Raw genomic sequence first — 21,248 nt, 5'->3', positions numbered from 1 at the left:
CACGTCCAGGTCGAGCTGCTGCGCCGCCACCGCGAAGCCGCCGCCGCTGCCGGCAGCGACGAGCGCACCCGCAACGGCATCCATATCTCGATCAACGGCATCGCGGCGGGCTTGCGCAACAGCGGCTAGGGCGCAGCACAGGACGCGCGCCTACACACCAAGCGCCTGGCGGACCGCAGGCCACTGCCTGCGGCTGACCGCCAGGCGCTCGTCCACGCCCTTGAGCAGTACCGCCCAGTGGGCCTCGCCGTCCTGCTCACCGGCGCGCTCGACACCGAGCACCGCCGCACGCGCCACCAGGCAGTTGCGGTGCAGGCGCAGGAAGCGCTGGGGAAACTCCTCCTCGAGCTGGACCAGCGATTCGTCGAGCACGTAGTCGCGCTCTGCCGTGCGCGCTGTGACGTACTTGAGCTCGGCACGCAGGTAAAGCACATCGGCCACCGGCAGCAACAGGATGCGCCCACGCTCGCTGACGCTGAAGTGACGCCGCTCGCCCGGCGCCAGGCCGGCCAGCGTGGCGTCGGCGACACGCGCGGGCGGGCGCAGCTTGCCCAGCGCAGCAGCCAGGCGCTCGGCGCGCACGGGCTTGAGCAGGTAATCGACCGCCGCAAGGTCGAAGGCCTGAACCGCATACTGGTCGTAAGCAGTCACGAAGATAACCGCCGGCGGCTTGTCGAGGCGGCCCAGGTGGCGGGCAAGCTCCACCCCATCCATCACCGGCATGCGGATGTCGGCGAGAACGACGTCGGCCGGCTCGGCCTCCAGGATGCGCAAGGCCTCCACGCCATTGGCCGCCATGCCCACGACCCGGCTCGGCTGCCCCGCACCGATGTCGCCGAGCAGGTCGCGCAGGCGGCTGCGCGCAGGCGCTTCGTCATCGACAATCAGGACCCGCAGTGCGGGCGCTGCTCCGCCCCCCTCAGGCTTCATCGTTCCATGCTCCCAAAGCACCCCCGGTACGGTAAGGCAGTCGGATGCGCACGCGGTATCGCCTGCCATCGTCGTTGATCTCAAGTCCGGCCTCGAGGTCATAGAACAGCATCAGTCGCTCACGGATGTTGTCGAGGGCCATGCGATTGCCGGCATGGTGGCCACCTGCATCGCACACCGGGTTGTCGACCTCGAGCCTCAGCTCCTTGCCGTGGCGTGCCAGACGCACGACCACCTCACCGGCCTGTGCAGCGGGCTCGATGCCGTGATAAACCGCGTTCTCCAGCAGCGGCTGCAACAGCAGCGGCGGGACTCGCGCTTCGAGCAAGGCCTCGCGCCCGCCCTCACCTTCGCCAAGCTCCCAGCGCACATGCAGGCGCTCGCCCAGACGCAGGCGCTCGAGGTCGATATAGCGCTCGCACAGCGCCAGTTCGTCGCGCAGCGGCACCTGCTCGCGGTTGTCCTGCATCAGCGCGCGAAACAGGTCTGCAAGCTCTTCGAGGGCGCGCTCGGCCCGACGGGGATCGGTCCGGATGACACCAAGCACACCGTTGAGGCTGTTGAAGAAGAAATGTGGCCGGATGCGCGCGGTAAGCGCAAGCAGACGCGCCTCGGCAAGTGCGGGCGTATAGCGGCAGCGCACATAGTCGAGGTAAAGCAGGCACAGCATGGCGGCCAGCGCAGCCCACACCGCGCTGCGCGCGCCCTCGGCGACCACATCGCCGCCGACCAGCGCCACACCCGCAAGCGCCGCAGCAACAGCCAGGCCGACAACGGCAAACCACGCGCGACGCGCACCAGCGCGCAGCAATGCAGGTGCCACGCCATAGAGCAGCAGCACGGTGAGCAACAGCGGCAGCGCCACCTGCCCGGCCATCAAGACTAGCGCTGCCGGCAGCTCGGCGGGCTCATCGACACGCACGCCAACGGTGAGAACGACGAACAGGCTCACCAGCACAAGCACGCGCAGGATGACGCCCAGATTGCGGAAATCCGGCAGGCGGGGCGGGCCAAGCCCGGCTGGCTTTTGCTTTATAATTTCCATCGTTCCCGAGCGCCGTGACCACGGCCTCACATCCACGCGCAGGGCCGGCTTCAATACGCCGGCCGATTCATTTCATCGGCACCATTATGACAGACACCACGACGCCGGCAGCCAGCGGCAACGAACCCGCCAAGGCCTGGTCCGGCCGCTTCACGGAGCCCGTCTCAGAACTCGTCAAGCGCTACACCGCCAGCGTGTTCTTCGACCAGCGCATGGCGACGCAGGACATCCGCGGCTCGCTCGCGCACGCCAGGATGCTCGCCCGCCAGGGCATCATCGGCGCCCAGGATCTCGCCGATATCGAGCGCGGAATGGCGCAGATCAAGGACGAGATCGAGCGTGGCGAATTCACCTGGAACCTCGACGACGAGGACGTGCACCTCAACATCGAGAAACGCCTTACCGCGCTCGTGGGCGACGCCGGCAAGCGCCTGCACACCGGCCGCAGCCGCAACGACCAGGTCGCCACCGACATCCGCCTGTGGCTGCGCGACGCGATCGACCAGATCCTGGCGCTGATCGCCGAGTTCCAGAAGAACCTGCTCGATGTCGCCGAGGCCAACGCCGACACACCGATGCCCGGCTTCACCCACCTGCAGGTGGCGCAGCCGGTTACCTTCGGCCACCACCTGATGGCGTATTACGAGATGAGCCGGCGCGACGCCGAGCGCTTTGCCGACTGCCGCAAGCGTACCAACCGCCTGCCGCTGGGCTCGGCCGCGCTCGCCGGCACCAGCTACCCGATCGACCGCGAGTTCGTGGCCGCGGAGCTGGGTTTCGACGAGGTCTGCTACAACTCGCTCGACGCCGTCAGCGACCGCGACTTCGCCATCGAGTTCTGCGCCGCATCGGCGTTGCTGATGACCCACCTGTCGCGCCTGTCCGAGGAGCTGATCCTGTGGATGAGCCCCCGCGTGGGCTTCATCGACCTCGCCGACCGCTTCTGCACCGGCAGTTCGATCATGCCGCAGAAGAAGAACCCCGACGTGCCCGAGCTCGTGCGCGGCAAGACCGGCCGCGTCAACGGCAGCCTGATCGCCTTGCTCACCCTGATGAAGGGCCAGCCCCTGGCTTACAACAAGGACAACCAGGAAGACAAGGAGCCGCTGTTCGACACCGCCGACACCGTCATCGACACCCTGCGCATCTATGCCGACATGATCACCGGCATCAAGGTCAAGGCCGACGCCATGCGCGGCGCGCTCTGCCAGGGCTATGCCACCGCCACCGACCTCGCCGACTACCTGGTCAAGAAGGGCCTGCCCTTCCGCGATGCGCACGAGGCCGTGGCGCTGGCGGTGCGCGCAGCCGACGTCAAGGGCTGCGACCTGCCGCAGTTCTCGCTCGACGAGCTGCGCATCGCCATGGCGCACGTGCCGGGCGCAGCCGAGCGCCTGGGCGAGGACGTGTTCGGCGTGCTCACGGTCGAGGGCTCGCTGGCCTCGCGCAAGCACATTGGCGGCACCGCGCCGGAGCAGGTTCGCGCCGCCGTTGCACGCGCGCGCAACCGGCTCGGCTGAGTTCGGCGCAACTCGATGACGGCACGTAAGGGCGCTGCGGCGCGGCGACGATGAACACGGCAACGGCTGAGTTCATCGGCAAGTACGAACTTCGCCGCCTCATCGGCCGCGGCGCCACCAGCAGCGTCCACCTGGCCTGGGATCCGTTCCGCCAGACCGAGGTCGCCATCAAGCGCCTGCGTCGCGAGATCGTGAGCGACCCGCAGCGTGGCCGCCTGCTGCGCCAGCTGTTTCTCAACGAAGCCACCTTCGCAGGCAAGCTCAAGCACCCCCACATCGTCCGCATCCATGACGCCATGGTGGGCGACGACAGCGCCTGGCTGGTGATGGACTACATACCCGGCGGCACACTCGACGCCATCACCACCCCAGGGACGCTCGCCCCCTTCGAGCGCGTCATAGAAATCGTCTTCAAGGCCACGCGCGCACTCGACTACGCCTTTCACCAGGGGATCACCCATCGCGACATCAAGCCGGCCAACATCCTGCTGATGGAACCGGAGGGCACCGACATCCGCATCTCGGACTTCGGCGCCGCGCTGCACACGGCACGCGAGACCACCCAGATCTCCGGCGTCGGCTCGCCTGCCTACATGTCACCACAGCAGGTGCGCGAGGTGCCGCTGGACCACCGCACCGACATCTATTCGCTCGGCGTGGTGATGTTCCAGTTGCTCACTGGTCGCCTGCCCTTCGAGCACGACAACAACTACAGCCTGCTCTACAGCATCGCCAACGATACGCCGCCACTCCCCTCGGAGCTGCGCCCCGAGGTACCCGAAGCCCTCGATGCGATCGTGCGTCGCGCCACCGAGAAGGACATCGAGCGCCGCTACCAGGACTGGGCCGAGTTCTCGCACGACCTCGCGCTCGCATTCCGCAACCATGGCGTTCACCTGGCCGCAAACAGCGTCCCCGATGCAGAGAAGTTCGAGGCCCTGCGCGCGATCCACTTCTTCCGCCGCTTCTCGGATGCCGAACTGTGGGAGGTCATCGGCCTGTCGCGCTTCAGTCGCGCCCATAGCGGCACGGTGATTTTCAAGGAAGGGGAGCGCGGCGACGCCGTTTGTTTCGTGCTCGAAGGCGAGGCGCATGTGCGCAAGCACGGGCACCTGCTCAACGTGTTGAGCACCGGCGAGTGCTTCGGCGAGGTGGCGGTGTTCTCGGCGGCTGCCGGCATACGCTCGGCCTCGGTCGAAGCGACCACCGACACGGCGCTCATCACCATACGCGCAGCGGCCCTGCAACGCGCCAGCGACACCTGCCGCATGCATTTCTACCAGGGCTTCCTCGAGGTCCTCGCCACCCGCCTGTCCCAGGCCAGCGCACGCATCGCAAACCCATGAGCACACCGCCCCACCCCGCCCTGCCCGACATCGAACACGCAATCCGCAGCGCGACCGGCAGTGCCTTCCACATCGCCGAACTGACACCAGCCAGAGGCGGCAGCACCCACCAGGCGATGACCGTCTACGGCACCGACGGCAGCCGCCACTTCGTCAAGGTCGGGCCCCGCGCCTGTGCAGCGATGTTCGCCGCCGAATCAGACGGCCTCGCCGCGATCGCAGCCAGCGCAACGTTCCGCACGCCTGCCGTCATTGCCCGTGGCGAGTCCGCCGAGCACGCCTTCGTCGTCCTCGAGCACCTCGACCTGCTGGCTGTGAGCTCTGCGACCGACGGCGTCCGCTATGCCGAAGCGCTGGCTGCCCTCCATCACACGACGGGCGACAGCTTCGGCTGGCGATGCGACAACTTCCTCGGCCGCAGCGCCCAGCGCAACACGCCAAATGCGAACTGGGCCCAGTTCTTCATCGAACAGCGCCTGCGCCCCCAGTTCGCCCTTGCGCGCGAGCGCGGCTTCGTCGGCGAGCTGCAGAAGCAGGGAGAACGCCTGCTCCCACGCGTGCCCGCACTCTTCCTCGACTACCGTCCACGCGAGAGCCTCGTCCACGGCGACCTCTGGCACGGCAACGCAGCCCTGCTCGCAGACGGCACGCCGGTTGCGTACGACCCCGCGGTGCACTTCGGCGACCGCGAGTCGGATATCGCCATGAGCGAGCTTTTCGGCGGCTTCCCGTCGAGCTTCTATGCGCGCTACCGCCAGGCTTGGCCGCTGCACGAGGACTACGAGCAGCGCAAGCTGCTGTACAGCCTGTATCACATGCTCAACCACCTCAACCTCTTCGGGCGCGGCTACCTGGGCGAAGCGCTGAGGCTTGCGACCAAGCTCAACCAGGAACTGTCGCTGCGCCGGGATTGAGGACAGGCGTCAAAGTGCGCCGCGCATCACGCCTCGCTGCGAAAGGCCTTGTTGAGCAGATGAACTGCCAGCAATCCTGGCGGCATGCGCAGCCAGTGGCTGCGCACGAAGGCCATCCAGCGCGCAAATCGGACGGACGATGTGGCGCACGAGGGGTGATCGGGCAGAAGCGCGCGGCGCAGCATCCAGTCACGAAGCGCGCCGACGCCGCGCCACGACCGCGCTCGAACGACTTGTGCCAGCTCGACCTCAGGCACAGCGGTATGGAACACCCGCGCACAATGCTGAAGCGCATCGTTCAGCGGCTGCTCCAGCCCAGTCTCGCAAGCCCTGCGCCGCAGGACCGTCCAGAACGCCGGCACATCGCCAAAATGCGTCAGCAGACGATGCAGGTCGTAGAGGTCGCGCAAGCCCTTGTGGAACTCATTGAAGAACAAGTGCGCGGCCGAGTGCAGGACCATGTCTTCCGGCGCCAGCACCCTGAACATGCCCAGCCTGTCGGACTCCAGACCGTTCAGGGGCTGCGCGCGCTCGAGCAGCACGTTTGCGTCAGGCACGACACCGGAGGTCGGCGGTACGATCGTGTGGTGCACGTCGAGCACAGTGCCGCGTGATTTGTGTTCAAGCGGCGGAATCTCATGCATCCAGCGCCTGTAGTAGCGCTGGTCATAATCGTTGACGATCTGCGGAATCCAGCCCGCATCAAGCAAGGCGTACTCGACCGTGGTGATCGCGGCATGCGGCACCATGATATCAACGTCATTGAATACGCGGCCTTCCGCCGCCGGATAGTCCGCGAGGGCGTAAGCGGCTCCCTTCAGCAGCACCACAGGAACATCAAGCTTGCGCAGGGCACGCGCGATGTGAAGCACCTCCCAGCGCACGGCCTCGCGATGGCGCATGGACAGTTGCCAGGCTAGATCAAGGTGGCGGCGCGCCGCCTGAGGCGCAAAATGGAGCGCGGCGGCACACGAAAGGCGCGCATGCAACTGACCGAGCATTTCGGCATTTCTGGCCTGTCCGATCAGAACCGACCACGCCGCCGCATCCAGGCCGGCCACCCGCCCGGGCTCGGCAAGCACAGCGGCAATCAGGCTCGTGTCGAGCACGCCGCCCCCGCTCATGAGCGATCCGCCGCGGTAAGGCGGTCGATCTCGGGGAGTATCTGCGTCAGACTGCCATAGCCAGCGCGAAAGGTCTCGCTACGCTCGATCAAGCCGGCCAATGCGTCGAAGGCAGAGGCGCCAAGGAAGCCATAGTTGAAGGCGTGGCGCACCATCTCCATGAAAGCGTGCGCCTTGCCGACCGGCTCGACGCTGAGCTGACCGCCGCGCGTGAAGCGAGGAAAAACCAACCAAGCCGGCAGCGCCATCTCCGCTCTGCGCGCCACACTATCGGCAGGCGGGCGCATATGCGCGACGGCGCCCTTGGTCGTATCGGCACATACTGCGCTGAGCTCGACCTCGTCGCCAAGACCGCGCACGACCTCGATAGATTCATTCTTGAGGCTGATCGGTCGCGCCACCGGCCGCACACGCCCGGACGACAACTCGAGCAAGGCCAACTCGTCCGACAGCAGGCGCCAGCCCGCATGCACGAGGCCTGCACACAAGGTGCTCTTGCCCGATCCCGGATCAGCAGACAACAGAAGGGCGCGCCCGTCACGCTCGAGAACAGCGGCATGCAGGACGAGATGGTCGTGAGCGTGGGTGGAGATCACCCAGTTGAGCCCCCACTCGAGCATCGGAAAAGCCTGATGACGCGGCAGAGGCTTGAAAGGCGCACGACCATCGCAGTAGAAGCCGACCTGCGGCCGCAGGAAACGCCGAGCCAGGCCTGGCGGACGGACTTCGACCTCGAAATCGACAAAGCCCCCCTCTGGCAGAAGGGGGAAGTCTCGATAGAGACGCTGCAAGCCTTCGACGATCTCTGCGCTTCGCGTACGCAATCGGACCACGAAAGGGCCACATGGCAACAATAGCCCGGCGCCCGCCAGCCTTTGCTGCAATTCAACCCGGGAAAGCGCTCCGAGCGTCAATCCCGGCCCCGGAGCGCCGCAAGTCGCAACAATGCGTCCACCAGCGCGGACTCAGCCTCGCCACCAACCGCTGCCGCGGACCAACCCTCGGCACTCGCGGCGTCAAGCAGAAGCGCCTCCGCTGCACCAGGCAACATTACGGTCTCGGCACTGCGTGGCGAAAACAGCACCACACCGTCAGCCCAGGCACGCCAGCGCACTTCCGGGTTCAAAAAGAAGGTGGTCATCTATACCTGAGGGAAACTGCGCGCCGGTGCGCACGGCCCGCGATACCGCCCCGGTCTGGCGGGCCGTGGTCAATCAGTACTTCTGAGTCCAGTCCTTCTCACCTGTGGTGACGCCGTTGAAGCACCACAACTCGCCGGACTTGTCATACACATCCAGATGGCTCTTGAGCGCATTGAGCGCGCTGCAAGGACTGGGACTCGACAACGCAGTCTGCAGTGCAGCGATCACCGCGCCCGGGGTCTGGTAGCCTGGCGCAGGATAGCGATCACCATAGAAGGACGCATTCAGCAAGCCTGCGATCACATGGAACAGACTGGCCGAGAGCGAAGTACAACCCTTGAGCTTGCTCATCGCAAGTTCGGAGTCCCCGACCTTGTTGCTGCCAGGCCCCAGATCGATCAGCTTGCGGTTGGAGGTTGACTTGAAAAGCATGACCCCGAACACCGAATTGAAGGTCTTGTAGGGACCATAGTGCGCGGGAATGATGTCGGTATCGCTCCACTTGATGATCCCGTGCGGGCTACGCCACCAGAACCCAGGGCTGCAGCCGCATGACGACACCTCGCCATGCCGAGACATTGCCGCCGACACCGACTCCGAGCCACACTGGCCGAAGCCGGTACCGAGCGCCGAGCGGGAACTCAGCGACATCAGCACACCCGCGCCGGCAAGACCGGCCGTAGTCAGCTTGCGTCGCTTGGGATCGGACACGGATTCGACCTGGCCGGAGGCTTCCGCACCAGGATCTGAGGGTTTGTTCGGCGTATTCATCAAGTATCTCCGTCAGCGCACCGCACCGTATCACAGCTCGCCAGTCGCGAGCGTGAACAACGGCACGGATTCGAATGCTGTCATTCCTGCGCTTTTCGAAAGACGTAAAGCAAGATTCACGCCCATTCCCGCAAACAGCTGAACAAAAAGAATAAATTACCCTGCTGTTGCTACGCCCTGCGACCAGAGCAACGAGAGTGTCAAAAAAACCGACACTACCAGCAACGCCATGCCTCGACGACTCAGGCGGCGTCGGACACACCTGCATCCTTCAGCATCTGCTGCAGCTCGCCGCTCTCGTACATCTCGCGCATGATGTCGCTGCCGCCGACGAACTCGCCCTTGATGTAAAGCTGCGGGATGGTGGGCCAGTTGGAGAACTCCTTGATGCCCTGGCGGATCTCGGCGTCGGCGAGCACGTTGACCGCCAGCACCTCGCGCACGCCACAGGCCTTCAGGATCTGCACCGCGGTGGACGAAAAGCCGCACTGCGGGAACTGGGGCGAACCCTTCATGTAAAGCACCACGTCGTTGGTGGCGACCTGTTCGCGGATGACGTCCTGGATGTCCATGGAAAAACCTGCAAAAGTTGAGTTAAACAGTCGGAAATTCTAGGGATGGCCCCGGAAGGCGTCAAGCCGGACGCACAAAGCCGGTCGCAGACGCACCCGGTGCTCAGCCCCTGCCCAGCCAGCGCCCACCGGAGACGCGCTCGATTCCGGCCAGATCCCTCCAGGACGCAATCTGCGCGAAGCCCGCATCCGCCAGCAAGCCCCGCGCTGCGGAAGCCTGGTCATAGCCGTGCTCGAGGAAAAGCCAGCCGCCCGGCACGAGACGCGCTGGCGCCCCGGCGACGATCTCGGCAAGGTCGTCCAGCCCCTGCGGGCCGGCAGCCAGCGCGCTGCGCGGCTCGAAGCGCACGTCGCCCTGCTCGAGGTGCGGATCGGCAGCGGCGATATAGGGTGGGTTGGAAACAATGAGCTCGAAGCGCTCATCGCCCAGGGCGGCAAACCAGTCGCTTTGAACGAAGGACACGCTGGCACCGAGGCGGGCGGCATTGGCCATCGCCACCCACAAGGCTTCGCGCGAACGGTCGAGGGCAACGACATCCGCCCCGTCGAGCTCGAGCGCGAGCGTGACGGCCAGCGCACCACTACCCGTACCCATGTCAAGTACGCGCGCGCCGCGCTGTCCGGCGAAGTGCGCCAGCGCCAGCTCGACCAACAATTCGGTGTCCGGACGCGGGATCAGCACCGCGGGCGTGACCAGGAACTCGCGACCGTAGAATTCGCGACTGCCTGTCAGGTAGGCCACCGGCTCGCCCGCGCAGCGGCGCTCGACGAGCGCACGGTACTCCGCCCAATCGGCAGCCTCGAGACGCTGCTCGGGCCAAGCCACCAGGCGCGCCGCAGGGCATTGCAGCACATGGCGCAGCAGCACTCGCGCATCGAGCATATCGATGCGCGCGCGCGCCCAGGCGAGCGCACCAGCGATATCGACACCGGCCACCGGCACCCCCGAACGCTCCTCGCCCATCAGTCGTCCGCCAGCGCTGCGAGCAGCGCCGCCTGGTGCTCCAGCGTCAGCGCAGCGACGATCTCGTCGAGTTCGCCCTGCATCACCGCATCGAGCTTGTAGAGGGTGAGGTTGATGCGATGATCGGTGACACGCCCCTGAGGAAAATTGTAGGTGCGGATGCGTTCAGAGCGGTCGCCACTTCCGACCAGGCTCTTGCGCTGCGCAGCCTCGGCGCTCTGCTGCGCACGCACCTTGGCGTCATACAGACGCGCCGCCAGCACAGCCATCGCCTGCGCCTTGTTGCGGTGCTGCGAACGGTCGTCCTGGCACTCGACGACGATCCCGGTCGGCAGATGGGTGATACGCACCGCCGAATCGGTCTTGTTGATGTGCTGGCCGCCCGCGCCAGAGGCACGGAAGGTGTCGATGCGCAGGTCTGCAGGATTGATGTCGACGGCCTCGACCTCATCCGCCTCGGGCAGCACCGCCACCGTGCACGCCGAGGTGTGAATCCGCCCCTGCGTCTCGGTGACCGGGATGCGTTGCACGCGATGACCGCCGGATTCGAACTTGAGTCTGGAATACGCCCCCGCGCCGACCACGCGCGCGATGACCTCCTTGTAACCCCCCAAGTCGGACTCGCTCGCCGACACGATCTCCACTCTCCAGCGCTGGCGCTCTGCGTAGCGTGTGTACATGCGCAGCAGGTCGCCAGCGAACAAGGCGGCCTCATCGCCACCCGTGCCTGCACGGATCTCGAGGAAGAGGTTGCGCTCGTCGTTGGGGTCGCGCGGCAGCAAGGCGCGCTGCAACTCGCCATCGAGTTCGCCGATGCGCGCCAGCCCGGCCTCCAACTCCAGCTCGCCAAGCTCGCGCATCTCGGGCTCGGCGATCAGCTCGCGCGCGGTGGCGCAGTCCGCTTCAGCCTGAAGGTAGTCGCGATACAGCGCAACCACCGGCTCGATCTCTGCACGCTCGCGCGAAAGCTCGCGAAAGACGTTCATGTCACGCGCAGCATCTTCTGCCGCGAGCGCACGGTCGAGCTCCTCGAGCCGGCTGGCAAGGTGTTCGAGTTTGTCGCGGATGCTCTGCTTCATCGTGATGAGCGACATGCGCCTGCACCGCCCCTGCGGGCGGCCCGGCGTATGCCGATGGGCCTAGTGTTGATCGCGATGGAGGTCGCGGGGCAGGCTGAAAAGATCGCGCACGACGCGGCCGGCTTCGGCCTTGTGCTCGCCTTCAGCCTGGTTGAGGAAACGGGTGGGCCCGTGCATGAGCTTGTTGGTCAGACCCTGCGACAGCGCATCGAGCACCTTGTGTGGATCCTCACCCTTGGCAAGCAGGCGCATGGCACGTTCGAGCTCGCTGCGGCGCAAGGACTCCGCATGGTCGCGCAGCGCGCGGATCACCGGCACCGCGTCACGATTGGCCATCCAGCTGAGGAAACCGTCGACACGCGTGTCGATGATCTGCTCGGCCTCGATCACCGCCTGCTGGCGTGACTCCATCCCGGCCTCGACGACCTGGGCGAGGTCGTCGACGGTGTACAGGAAGATGTCATCGAGCCCGGCAATCTCGGGCTCGATGTCGCGCGGCACGGCGAGATCGACCATCACCATCGGGCGGTGGCGGCGCGCCTTGACCGCGCGCTCGACCATGCCCAGGCCGACGATCGGCAAGGGCGCGGCCGTACAGGACACGACCACGTCGAAGCGCGGCAGCGCGTCGGCAATCTGCTCGATGCGCATGGTCTGGGCACCAAAGCGCGAAGCCAGCGCACGCGCGCGCTCCTCGGTGCGATTGGCCACGGTCATGGACTTGGGCTTTGCCCCGCCGAAATGCGCAGCGCAGAGCTCGATCATCTCGCCTGCGCCGATGAACAGCACATGCTGGTCGGACACCCGCTCGAAGATGCGCTCGGTCAGGTGCACGGCGGCGGCGGCCATCGACACCGTGTTGGCCCCGATCGCGGTGGTCGAGCGCACCTCCTTGGCCACCGCAAAAGTGTTCTGGAACAGCTTGTGCAGCAGCACGCCCATGGTGCCCGCCTCTTCGGCGTGGCGCGCGGCATCCTTGACCTGGCCGAGGATCTGCGGCTCGCCGATGACCATGGAATCGAGCCCGCTGGCGACGCGAAAGACGTGGCGAATGGCGTCGCGCTGCGGGTAGGAATACAGGTAGGGCGACACTTCCGGCAAGGGCACGCTGTGAAAGCGCGCCAGCCAGTCGGCCGCGTGCTGAGGCTGCTCGGCCGCGAAGTAGAGCTCGGTGCGGTTGCAGGTAGACAGGATCGCCGCCTCGCGCACCGAATCGGCATGCGTCAGATCGTGCAGAGCCTGATCCAGCCGCTCGGGCTGGAACGCCACGCGCTCACGGATGGCGAGCGGCGCGGTGTGATGGTTCAGGCCAAGGGCGAAGAGTTGCATGCGGAAACCGGGTTTTCGGGCGTGGCGCATTATAGCACCGCGAAACAAGCGTAAAACTTGAGCAGAATCAGCCACTTCTGACCCGAAATTCCAGCCCGGAAAGCAAACGGGCCGACACAAGTGTCGGCCCGCTCTGGGAATCGTGGTGGCCAGTCGCGGAATCGAACCACGGACACGCGGATTTTCAATCCGCTGCTCTACCAACTGAGCTAACTGGCCAACGAGGACGCCATTATAGTGAAATCTTTTCCGATGTCAAAGCCTAATTCAATGCAAATGCGCGACGTGCTGGATGCACGCTCGAGGGAAGACCTCGGGCGTGGCACAAGGCCTCAACCCAGCGGATCATGATCGCCCTGCACGATCGGTGGCGGCTGCAGATTGCTGCGCGGGAAAACCACCCGCGCCAGCGTGCCCTGCCCGGCCGGATTGGCATCCAGCGTCACCGTGGCGCGATGCAACTCGGCAATCTCGCGCACGATCGGCAAGCCCAGGCCGGAGCCATCCACGCCGCTGCCGAGCACACGGTAGAAGCGCTCGAACACGCGCTCGCGGTCGACATCGGGGATTCCCGGTCCGGTGTCCTCCACCTCCAGGATCGGCGATCCCGCAAAGCGGGTGCGCGCCGTCACCCGTCCGCCGTGCGGGGTGTATTTGACCGCGTTGTCGACAAGGTTCTTGACCATCTCACGCAGCAGGACGGGGTTACCCTCGATCACCAGTTCGGTGTCGCCGGCCTCGACGCCGAGGTCGATCTGCTTGACCTGAGCGCGCGGGTAAAGCTCGAGCGCCACCTCCCGCACCACTGCATCGAGACTGACCGGCTCCACGGTATAGAGCTTCTCGAAGCTTGCCTCGGCGCGCGCCAGCGACAAAAGCTGGTTGATCAAGTGGGCAGCGCGGTCGGTACTTTCTGCAATACGCGTGAGCGACTCCCGCAACTGCACGGGGTCGGTCTCGTGCAGCGCGAGGTCGGCCTGCATCTTCAGACCGGTCAGTGGCGTGCGCATCTGGTGCGCTGCGTCAGCAATGAAGCGTTGCTGTGCCTGCAGGTTCTCTTCGAGGCGGACCATCATGTCGTTGAAGGCGACGATCAAGGGACGAACCTCTTCCGGGACGCTGCCGGGCGCGACCGGTGACAGGTCGGTCGGCCGGCGGCGCCGGATCAGGCTCTGCAGCCGGTTGAGCGGCGCAATGCCGCGACTGAGGCCGACCCAGACGAGGATCACCGCGAGCGGGATGATCGCGAACTGAGGCAACAGCACCCCCGTGACCACTCGCGAGGCCAGATCCGTACGCTTGTTGCGCGTTTCAGCCACCTGCACTACCACAAGCAGCTCGGGCCGCGCGGGATCAAGGCGCAGGAAGCGGTAGGCGATACGCACATCTTCGCCGTGGATCAGCTCGTCACGAAAGAAGATCTGCTCGCCGTCGATGGAAACGGGCAAGGGAGCCGGGAGGATCTCGGGGTCGCCGCTGACGGTCACGCCACGCCAATCCGCCACCTGGTAATAAACCGCGTCGTCCTGATCGGCACGAAACAAGGCGCGCGGTGGCGCCGGAAAGTTGACAACGGCACGCCCCTCATCGATGACGACGAAGCGCGCCAACGCCCTCACACTGTCGGCGAGCGCGAGGTCGTAGGGCTGATTGGCGATACTGTCCGCCACGTTATGGGTGACGATGATGGAGATCGGCCACAGGAAAAGCAGCGGCGCGAGCATCCAGTCGAGGATCTCACCGAAAAGCGAGTTTGGGGGCGCAGTCTTGCGCGCCGCGCCCGCCTTCTCAGGCTTTCGCCGCAGGGGCAGCATCGGGGTTTTCCAGACAGTACCCCAGACCGCGCACGGTCACGATGCGCACGCCGCTGTCCTCGAGCTTCTTGCGCAAGCGGTGCACATACACTTCGATTGCATTGCTCGACACCTCCTCGCCCCAGCCGCACAGGTGGTCGACGAGCTGGTCCTTGCTCACCAGGCGACCGACCCGCAGCAGGAAGACCTCGAGCAAGCCGATTTCGCGCGCCGACAGGTCGATCATCTGACCGCCGACCTTCACCACGCGATCGGCCTGGTCGTAGCTGAGCTGGCCGATCTCGATGCAGCGCGGCTGCCCGGTACCGCGCCGCGTCAGCGCGCGCACGCGCGCCTCGAGCTCGGGCAGGGCGAATGGCTTGGTAAGGTAGTCGTCCGCACCGGCGTCGAGTCCGCGCACACGATCATCGACACCGTCCTGGGCCGTCAGGATCAGCACCGGCTGCGCCGATTTGCGCGCCCGCAGGCGCTTCAGGACGTCGATGCCGTTCATGCGCGGCAGACCAAGGTCGAGGATCAGCAGGTCATAGCCCTGGGTGGAAACCGCCGCATCGGCCTCGGCGCCGTCGGCCACATGATCGACTGCATAGCCGCCACGCCGCAACGCGCGACAGATGCCATCGGCAATCACCGGGTCGTCTTCAGCCAGCAGAATCCGCATAGTGTCCAGGCTGTAAGTGATTTGTAAGCGGACCTTCATACAGTTGGCCCGCTGTTCTCCTTTTGCTCGGCCTTGGGAGCCGCCAGCGCTAGCGCGCTGGCGGCTCCGGGGAGCGGGCGGCCACTGCGCCAGCTCACTCCCCGCCGACCTTTCTCCCTACCAAACCTATGGATTATCCCACGCTTCGCGCGGCTTCGTGCGCGGCGATGCATGCTCTCGCCTGCGTCTTCGGCCCTGCGTAAACGCAGACGGCCCCGCCTGAGCGGAGCCGTCTGCGTTACTGCGGGCGCGACCCGGGCATGCCGGGTCGCAGGCAGGCACTTACATGCCCATGCCCATGCCGCCCATGCCACCCATGCCGCCCATGTCGGGCATGCCACCGGCCGGCTTGTCTTCTGCCAGCTCGCCGACCATGCAGTCGGTGGTCAGCATCAGGCCAGCGACGGACGCGGCGTTCTGCAGCGCGGTGCGGGTGACCTTGGTCGGGTCCAGCACGCCCATCTCGACCATGTCGCCGTACTCGCCGGTGGCGGCGTTGAAGCCGTAGTTGCCCGAACCCTCGACCACCTTGTTCACCACCACGCTCGGCTCGTCACCGGCGTTGGCGACGATCTCGCGCAGCGGCTGCTCCATCGCGCGCAGCACGATCTTGATGCCGGCGTCCTGGTCGTGGTTGTCGCCCTTCAGCTCGCCCAGTGCAGCACGGGCACGCAGCAGCGCCACACCGCCGCCGGGGACGATGCCCTCTTCCACTGCAGCGCGGGTGGCGTGCAGGGCGTCTTCGACGCGGGCCTTCTTCTCCTTCATCTCGACTTCGGTGGCAGCGCCGACCTTGATCACCGCAACACCACCCGCCAGCTTGGCGACGCGCTCCTGCAGCTTCTCGCGGTCGTAGTCCGAGGTCGCTTCCTCGATCTGCACGCGGATCTGCTTGACGCGGGCTTCGATGCGCTCGGCCTGGCCGGCGCCGTCGATGATGATGGTGTTTTCCTTGCCGATCTCGATGCGGGAGGCCTGGCCGAGGTCGTCCAGGGTCGCCTTTTCGAGGGTCAGGCCGACTTCTTCGGCGATGACCTGGCCGCCGGTGAGGATGGCGATGTCTTCCAGCATGGCCTTGCGACGGTCGCCGAAGCCCGGAGCCTTGACGGCGCAGGTCTTGAGGATGCCGCGGATGTTGTTCACCACCAGGGTGGCCAGGGCTTCGCCCTCGACGTCTTCGGCGATGATCAGCAGCGGACGACCGGCCTTGGCAACCTGCTCGAGCACCGGCAGCAGGTCACGGATGTTGGAGATCTTCTTGTCGAAGAGCAGGACGAAGGGCTGCTCGAGAATGGCAACCTGCTTGTCCGGGTTGTTGATGAAATAGGGCGACAGGTAGCCGCGGTCGAACTGCATGCCCTCGACGACGTCGAGCTCGTTCTGCAGCGACTTGCCGTCCTCGACGGTGATCACGCCTTCCTTGCCGACCTTGTCCATGGCGCGGGCAATGATGTCGCCGATGTCGCTGTCGGAGTTGGCCGAGATCGAGCCGACCTGGGCGATTTCCTTGTTGGTCGAGCACGGCTTCGACAGCTTCTTCAGCTCTTCGATGGTGGCCACGACAGCCTTGTCGATGCCGCGCTTCAGGTCCATCGGGTTCATGCCGGCGGCGACGTACTTCATGCCTTCGCGCACGATCGACTGGGCCAGCACGGTGGCGGTGGTGGTGCCGTCACCAGCGATGTCCGAGGTCTTGGAAGCAACTTCCTTGACCATCTGTGCGCCCATGTTCTCGAACTTGTCCTTCAACTCGATTTCCTTGGCGACGGAGACGCCGTCCTTGGTCACGGTGGGGGCGCCGAAGGAGCGCTCGAGCACCACGTTGCGACCCTTCGGGCCCAGGGTCACCTTGACCGCGTTGGCCAGGATATTGATGCCGGCGACCATGCGCTCGCGGGCGGAATCACCAAACTTGACTTCTTTAGCTGCCATTCTTCAGAACTCCTGAATTGTTTCGATTAGCGTTGCAGGGGCTTGCAGGAGGCTCAGGCCTCGACCACGCCCATGATGTCTTCCTCGCGCATCACGAGGAGCTCTTCGCCTTCGACCTTCACGGTCTGGCCGGCATACTTGCCGAACAGCACCTTGTCGCCCACCTTGACGGCCATCGGACGCACCTTGCCGTCGTCCAGGATCTTGCCGTTGCCGACAGCCAGGACTTCGCCCTGATCGGGCTTCTCGCCGGCGCTGTCCGGGATCACGATGCCGCTGGCGGTCTTGCGCTCGGCTTCCAGACGCTTGACGATCACGCGATCGTGCAGGGGACGAATCTTCATCGAGTTCTCTCCTTGTTACGGTTCAACTGTTTGGGTTGATTGATCCGCGGGCAAAGCCCGCGGGTGAATCTGCAGTGGCTCGAGCACCAACGGGTGCGACTGATCGCCGCCACGTGTTAGCACTCACCGCCAACGAGTGCTAATAATAGGGACGGCCCCAATGGATTTCAAGGGTGGGAGGCCGAAACTATTTGTTCGGCAGCATCGCTCATGCGGCGCAGGCTCCCTGCCTCTACACCAGAACTCGGCCAGCACAGCATTGTTCAGCACTCGGGGAAGCTCACCGCCAGGCCGCCGCGCGAGGTCTCTTTGTACTTGTCGAGCATGTCGCGACCGGTATCGCGCATGGTGCGGATCGCCTGATCGAGCGAGACCGTGTGTGCGCCGTCGCCGCGCAGGGCAAGTTGGGCGGCGTTGATGGCCTTCACCGAGGCCATCGCGTTGCGCTCGATGCAGGGCACCTGCACAAGACCGCCGATCGGGTCGCAGGTCAGGCCGAGGTTGTGCTCGAGGCCGATCTCGGCCGCATTCTCGACCTGCTCGGGGCTGCCGCCCAGCACCTCGGTCAAGCCCGCAGCAGCCATCGCACAGGCCGAACCGACCTCGCCCTGGCAGCCGACCTCCGCGCCCGAGATCGAGGCGTTCGTCTTGCAAAGCACGCCCACGGCCGCCGCCGCAAGCAGGAAGTCCTCCACGTCGCGCGTACTGCTGCCCGGCATGAACTTCATGTAGTAGTGCAGCACGGCAGGGATGATGCCAGCTGCCCCGTTGGTAGGCGCGGTGACCACGCAACCACCGCCGGCATTTTCCTCATTGACTGCCAGCGCGAACAGATTGACCCAGTCGAGCGCTGCCATCGTGTCGCTGATCAGGTTGCGGCCCGCCGCCCGTGCGCTGAGCGTGCGATGCAGGTCCGGAGCGCGGCGCCGCACATTGAGCCCGCCTGGCAACACGCCCTCATGGCGCATGCCCCGTGCCACGCAGGCCTGCATCACCGCCCAGATACGCTGCAGTGCCTGCCGCGTATCATCCTCGTTGCGCCAGGCGCCCTCGTTGGCGAGCATCAGCTGACTGATGCGCAGACCATGGCGGCGACACTGCGCGAGCAACTCGGACGCGGTGGCGAAAGGGTAAGGCAGCGCCAGTTCCTCCGCCGCCAAGTCACCTGCCTGGGCTTGTGCCTCGTCGATCACAAAGCCGCCACCGACTGAGTAATAGGTGTTCTCATGCAGGAGGCCGGCCTCGCCGTAGGCCGCCAGGCGCATCGCGTTCGGGTGGTAGGGCAAGCTCACGGGCAGCAGGCGCATGTCGCGCGCCCAGTCGAATGCCAGCTCACCCCCACCGGGCAACGGCAATACGCCATCGATACTTACGGCATCCACCGCATCAACCAGGAAATCGGGATCAACCTCGTCCGGGCGAGCCCCCATGAGGCCTGCAACCACGGCCCGGTCGGTGCCATGACCGACACCCGTCGCCGACAGGGAGCCGTAGAGTTTCACCTCGATCCGCGTCACCGCATCCACCAGCCCACGGCCCCCGAGCGCTGCGACGAAATCGTGGGCGGCACGCATGGGGCCGACGGTGTGCGAACTGGACGGGCCGATACCCACCTTGAAAAGGTCGAGCACGCTGATGGACATGGTGAAACTCCGGTCTGGAAAGTGGCCTTGCTTCAATTCCGCCAGGGACGCAAATGCTCATAGACTCACGAGCGGCATTCTCGACCTTGAAACCAGGCTGCTCAACCGGAGGCTCTTCATCGCCACCCGCATTTATCCGGCAACCTCGGAGCAATCGGCTGGGCTCAGGTCAAGACCCTCAGCGGCGCACGACCCGCTACCCCATCATCTGCCCGGGAAGCCACGTCACCAACCCGGGAAAGACATAGAGCAGGATCAGCGCCAGCACCATCAGCAGGAAGTATGGCAGCGCGTAGCAGGCGATGGTGCTGATCTGCTTGCCTGACAGCGCCTGCAGCACGAACAGGTTGAAGCCTACCGGCGGAGTGATCTGCGCCATCTCCACGACCACGATCACGAAAACGCCGAACCACAGCGGATCGATGCCCGCCGCCTGGATCGTCGGCAGCAGCACCGCCATCGTCAGCACGATGATCGAGATGCCGTCGAGGAAGCAGCCGAGCAGCACGAAGAAGATCGCAAGGGCGAACAGCAGCATGCCGGGCGTGAGGTTGAGCGTGCCGATCCACTCAGCCAGATGGCGCGGCAGGCCGATGTAGCCCATCGCCAGGGTCAGGAAGGCCGAGCCGGCGAGGATGAGCGCGATCATGCAGTACAGCCGGGTGGCGCCCATGAGGCCGGCAATGAAGCTCTCGCGGGTCAGCGACTTCTGCGCTGCGGCGATGATCAGGCTGCCAATCACGCCTATCGCCGCCGCCTCGGTGGCGGTGGCGATACCCGAATAGATCGAGCCGAGCACGCCGGCGATCAGCAGTACCACCGGGATCAGGTTTCTCGACGCGGCGAGCTTCTGCATGAAGCTGGTCTTGAGGTCCGCCGGCGGGATCTTGTCGCGGTTCATCAGCGACCAGATCACCACCCAGCCCATGAACAAGGACGCGAGCAGGATGCCCGGCAGCACGCCCCCGATGAAGAGCTTGGAGATCGAAACATCGGCCGCCACGCCATACACGATCATGATGATCGAAGGCGGGATCAGCAGCCCGAGCGTACCCGCGCCGGCCAGGGTGCCCAGCACCATGGACTCGGGATAGCCGCGGCGGCTGAGCTCGGGCATCGCAATCTTGCCGATGGTGGCGCAGGTCGCCGCCGACGAGCCCGACACCGCCGCAAACAGCGTGCAGCCGATCACGTTGGTGTGCAGCAGCCGGCCGGGCAGGCGCTCGAGCCAGGGCGACAGGCCCTTGAACATCTCCTGCGACAGCCGGGTTCGGAACAGGATTTCGCCCATCCACAGGAAAAGCGGCAGCGCGGTCAGTGTCCAGCTCGAGCCGTGGCTCCAGATGGCAACGGCCATGCCGTCGCCGGGGGCGCGGGTGGTGAAGCCGAGCATGCCGAGGATGCCGATGGCCATCAGGGAGAGGCCGATCCAAAGGCCGCCGGCGAGCAGCAGCACCATCAGGCCGATGAGAACGAGTGCAGCGGTGAGTTCCATGATGGCCCCTTATTCCATGTGCGCCATTTCTTCGGCGCTGGCCTTGGCCAGGCGCTGCGGCTCGCGCCCGAGGCTGACCTGAATGAAGTCGTCGACCACGGCGATCAGCAGGATCACCGACCCGATCGCCATCGACAGCTGCGGGATCCACAGCGGCGTGGCGTCGATGCCCTGCGAGATCTCCTCGAATTCATGCGACTGCCAGGCCAGGCGTACCGCATACCAGGCGAGCATTGACGCCACCACCACGCCGGCGCCGTGCGCGAACCACTCCGCCACGCGCCGCATGCCCGGCCCGAGGCGCTCGATAACCAGGCTCACGCGAATGTGCTCGCCGTGCTTGAAGGTGTAGGCAAGCGCGAGGAAGCCGCAGGCCGCCATCGCATAGCCCGCGTAGTCATCGGTACCCGGCAGGTAGATGTTGAAAGGCCGGGTGAATACGCCGGCGGCGACCATCACCAGCGTGAAGATCATGCCGACGGCGGCGAGGGCACCGGACAGACGGTACAGCGAATCAAGGAATGCTCTCATGGCGGTCTCCGGAAAGGCCGGGGGCCGCACGTGCGGCCCCCGGCGACGGCACG

At 65.6% G+C, this 21,248-nt stretch carries 21 protein-coding genes and 1 tRNA gene; 4 read left to right on the top strand and 18 right to left on the bottom strand.

Annotated elements, in window-relative coordinates; translation table 11 throughout:
• The coding region (locus P7F68_RS20000; protein ID WP_422126332.1) for a phosphoenolpyruvate carboxylase at window positions 1–129 on the top strand (129 nt) is incomplete at its 5' end.
• Between the two features lie 21 nt (window positions 130–150).
• Here P7F68_RS20000 and P7F68_RS18900 read toward each other — a convergent pair.
• Complete coding sequence (locus P7F68_RS18900) at window positions 151–930, bottom strand: LytR/AlgR family response regulator transcription factor (protein ID WP_002926753.1); 780 nt, start codon at window positions 928–930, stop codon at window positions 151–153.
• On the bottom strand, window positions 920–1,975 hold the full coding sequence (locus tag P7F68_RS18895) for a sensor histidine kinase (protein WP_002943330.1): 1,056 nt from the start codon (window positions 1,973–1,975) through the stop codon (window positions 920–922). Before P7F68_RS18895 ends, P7F68_RS18900 begins: the two co-directional genes overlap by 11 nt.
• An 86-nt stretch (window positions 1,976–2,061) precedes the next feature.
• On the opposite strand from P7F68_RS18895, the gene argH reads away from it, so the two are divergent.
• Genes argH through P7F68_RS18880 form a run of 3 tightly spaced genes read left to right on the top strand, consistent with a single transcriptional unit; the run spans window position 2,062 to window position 5,755 of the window.
• Window positions 2,062–3,495, top strand: coding sequence for an argininosuccinate lyase (gene argH, locus P7F68_RS18890; RefSeq protein WP_002943328.1), 1,434 nt, complete (start codon window positions 2,062–2,064; stop codon window positions 3,493–3,495).
• Between the two features lie 50 nt (window positions 3,496–3,545).
• Window positions 3,546–4,841 (top strand): serine/threonine protein kinase, encoded by a 1,296-nt coding sequence (locus P7F68_RS18885; RefSeq protein ID WP_277835460.1) that lies wholly within the window; start codon window positions 3,546–3,548, stop codon window positions 4,839–4,841.
• A complete protein-coding gene (locus tag P7F68_RS18880) occupies window positions 4,838–5,755 on the top strand; it encodes a fructosamine kinase family protein (RefSeq protein ID WP_277835458.1) in 918 nt (305 codons plus the stop codon). The genes P7F68_RS18885 and P7F68_RS18880 overlap by 4 nt, the downstream gene beginning before the upstream one ends.
• Before the next feature lie 26 nt (window positions 5,756–5,781).
• Here P7F68_RS18880 and P7F68_RS18875 read toward each other — a convergent pair whose 3' ends face one another.
• From P7F68_RS18875 to P7F68_RS18800, 16 genes are all read right to left on the bottom strand, one after another.
• A complete protein-coding gene (locus P7F68_RS18875; RefSeq protein ID WP_277835456.1) occupies window positions 5,782–6,879 on the bottom strand; it encodes a nucleotidyltransferase domain-containing protein in 1,098 nt (365 codons plus the stop codon).
• A complete protein-coding gene (locus P7F68_RS18870) occupies window positions 6,876–7,730 on the bottom strand; it encodes an HprK-related kinase A (RefSeq protein WP_277835454.1) in 855 nt (284 codons plus the stop codon). The genes P7F68_RS18875 and P7F68_RS18870 overlap by 4 nt, the downstream gene beginning before the upstream one ends.
• Window positions 7,731–7,789: 59 nt before the next feature.
• Complete coding sequence (locus P7F68_RS18865; protein WP_277835452.1) at window positions 7,790–8,020, bottom strand: hypothetical protein; 231 nt, start codon at window positions 8,018–8,020, stop codon at window positions 7,790–7,792.
• Window positions 8,021–8,093: 73 nt separating this feature from the next.
• Window positions 8,094–8,792 carry a hypothetical protein gene (locus P7F68_RS18860; RefSeq protein ID WP_277835450.1) on the bottom strand — a complete coding sequence of 233 codons (699 nt, stop codon included), beginning with the start codon at window positions 8,790–8,792 and terminating at the stop codon, window positions 8,094–8,096.
• Window positions 8,793–9,034: 242 nt separating this feature from the next.
• The gene (gene grxD, locus P7F68_RS18855; RefSeq protein WP_002943284.1) at window positions 9,035–9,364 is read right to left on the bottom strand and encodes a Grx4 family monothiol glutaredoxin; all 330 of its coding nucleotides are present in this window, start codon (window positions 9,362–9,364) and stop codon (window positions 9,035–9,037) included.
• Window positions 9,365–9,467: 103 nt separating this feature from the next.
• Window positions 9,468–10,328, bottom strand: a complete 861-nt coding sequence (gene prmC / locus P7F68_RS18850) for a peptide chain release factor N(5)-glutamine methyltransferase (protein ID WP_277835448.1) — start codon at window positions 10,326–10,328, stop codon at window positions 9,468–9,470.
• A complete protein-coding gene (prfA, locus tag P7F68_RS18845) occupies window positions 10,328–11,407 on the bottom strand; it encodes a peptide chain release factor 1 (protein WP_002926776.1) in 1,080 nt (359 codons plus the stop codon). Before prfA ends, prmC begins: the two co-directional genes overlap by 1 nt.
• A gap of 60 nt (window positions 11,408–11,467) precedes the next feature.
• Window positions 11,468–12,736: a glutamyl-tRNA reductase gene (gene hemA, locus P7F68_RS18840; protein WP_002926778.1), complete on the bottom strand. Its 1,269-nt coding sequence runs from the start codon at window positions 12,734–12,736 to the stop codon at window positions 11,468–11,470.
• Window positions 12,737–12,879: 143 nt separating this feature from the next.
• Window positions 12,880–12,955, bottom strand: a tRNA-Phe gene (locus P7F68_RS18835).
• A 113-nt stretch (window positions 12,956–13,068) separates the two neighbouring features.
• Entirely contained in the window at window positions 13,069–14,550 is a 1,482-nt protein-coding gene (locus tag P7F68_RS18830) for a sensor histidine kinase (RefSeq protein ID WP_002926780.1), read from the bottom strand.
• Entirely contained in the window at window positions 14,525–15,211 is a 687-nt protein-coding gene (locus P7F68_RS18825) for a response regulator transcription factor (protein WP_002926782.1), read from the bottom strand. The genes P7F68_RS18830 and P7F68_RS18825 overlap by 26 nt, the downstream gene beginning before the upstream one ends.
• A gap of 321 nt (window positions 15,212–15,532) precedes the next feature.
• Window positions 15,533–17,182 (bottom strand): chaperonin GroEL, encoded by a 1,650-nt coding sequence (gene groL / locus P7F68_RS18820; RefSeq protein WP_002943277.1) that lies wholly within the window; start codon window positions 17,180–17,182, stop codon window positions 15,533–15,535.
• A gap of 53 nt (window positions 17,183–17,235) precedes the next feature.
• Complete coding sequence (groES, locus tag P7F68_RS18815) at window positions 17,236–17,526, bottom strand: co-chaperone GroES (RefSeq protein ID WP_002926786.1); 291 nt, start codon at window positions 17,524–17,526, stop codon at window positions 17,236–17,238.
• A gap of 263 nt (window positions 17,527–17,789) precedes the next feature.
• Window positions 17,790–19,169: an L-serine ammonia-lyase gene (locus tag P7F68_RS18810; protein ID WP_277835443.1), complete on the bottom strand. Its 1,380-nt coding sequence runs from the start codon at window positions 19,167–19,169 to the stop codon at window positions 17,790–17,792.
• A gap of 196 nt (window positions 19,170–19,365) precedes the next feature.
• Window positions 19,366–20,664 (bottom strand): TRAP transporter large permease, encoded by a 1,299-nt coding sequence (locus P7F68_RS18805; RefSeq protein WP_277835441.1) that lies wholly within the window; start codon window positions 20,662–20,664, stop codon window positions 19,366–19,368.
• Between the two features lie 9 nt (window positions 20,665–20,673).
• Window positions 20,674–21,195, bottom strand: a complete 522-nt coding sequence (locus tag P7F68_RS18800; RefSeq protein ID WP_002926790.1) for a TRAP transporter small permease — start codon at window positions 21,193–21,195, stop codon at window positions 20,674–20,676.
• Between the last annotated feature and the right edge of the window lie 53 nt (window positions 21,196–21,248).

The sequence above is a fragment of the Thauera mechernichensis genome (genome assembly GCF_029588855.1).
In the GTDB taxonomy this organism is placed as follows: Bacteria; Pseudomonadota; Gammaproteobacteria; order Burkholderiales; family Rhodocyclaceae; genus Thauera; species Thauera mechernichensis.
The sequence above is the reverse complement of the archived record's forward strand: the minus strand, read 5'-3'. Positions and strand labels throughout refer to the sequence as shown.

Coding starts and splice junctions, on each gene's coding strand:
- P7F68_RS18900 (WP_002926753.1), bottom strand. CDS start 930: ATGAAGCCTGAGGGGGGCGGAGCAGCGCCCGCACTGCGGGTCCTGATT.
- P7F68_RS18895 (WP_002943330.1), bottom strand. CDS start 1,975: ATGGAAATTATAAAGCAAAAGCCAGCCGGGCTTGGCCCGCCCCGCCTG.
- argH (WP_002943328.1), top strand. CDS start 2,062: ATGACAGACACCACGACGCCGGCAGCCAGCGGCAACGAACCCGCCAAG.
- P7F68_RS18885 (WP_277835460.1), top strand. CDS start 3,546: ATGAACACGGCAACGGCTGAGTTCATCGGCAAGTACGAACTTCGCCGC.
- P7F68_RS18880 (WP_277835458.1), top strand. CDS start 4,838: ATGAGCACACCGCCCCACCCCGCCCTGCCCGACATCGAACACGCAATC.
- P7F68_RS18875 (WP_277835456.1), bottom strand. CDS start 6,879: ATGAGCGGGGGCGGCGTGCTCGACACGAGCCTGATTGCCGCTGTGCTT.
- P7F68_RS18865 (WP_277835452.1), bottom strand. CDS start 8,020: ATGACCACCTTCTTTTTGAACCCGGAAGTGCGCTGGCGTGCCTGGGCT.
- P7F68_RS18860 (WP_277835450.1), bottom strand. CDS start 8,792: ATGAATACGCCGAACAAACCCTCAGATCCTGGTGCGGAAGCCTCCGGC.
- grxD (WP_002943284.1), bottom strand. CDS start 9,364: ATGGACATCCAGGACGTCATCCGCGAACAGGTCGCCACCAACGACGTG.
- prmC (WP_277835448.1), bottom strand. CDS start 10,328: ATGGGCGAGGAGCGTTCGGGGGTGCCGGTGGCCGGTGTCGATATCGCT.
- prfA (WP_002926776.1), bottom strand. CDS start 11,407: ATGAAGCAGAGCATCCGCGACAAACTCGAACACCTTGCCAGCCGGCTC.
- hemA (WP_002926778.1), bottom strand. CDS start 12,736: ATGCAACTCTTCGCCCTTGGCCTGAACCATCACACCGCGCCGCTCGCC.
- P7F68_RS18830 (WP_002926780.1), bottom strand. CDS start 14,550: ATGCTGCCCCTGCGGCGAAAGCCTGAGAAGGCGGGCGCGGCGCGCAAG.
- P7F68_RS18825 (WP_002926782.1), bottom strand. CDS start 15,211: ATGCGGATTCTGCTGGCTGAAGACGACCCGGTGATTGCCGATGGCATC.
- groL (WP_002943277.1), bottom strand. CDS start 17,182: ATGGCAGCTAAAGAAGTCAAGTTTGGTGATTCCGCCCGCGAGCGCATG.
- groES (WP_002926786.1), bottom strand. CDS start 17,526: ATGAAGATTCGTCCCCTGCACGATCGCGTGATCGTCAAGCGTCTGGAA.
- P7F68_RS18810 (WP_277835443.1), bottom strand. CDS start 19,169: ATGTCCATCAGCGTGCTCGACCTTTTCAAGGTGGGTATCGGCCCGTCC.
- P7F68_RS18805 (WP_277835441.1), bottom strand. CDS start 20,664: ATGGAACTCACCGCTGCACTCGTTCTCATCGGCCTGATGGTGCTGCTG.
- P7F68_RS18800 (WP_002926790.1), bottom strand. CDS start 21,195: ATGAGAGCATTCCTTGATTCGCTGTACCGTCTGTCCGGTGCCCTCGCC.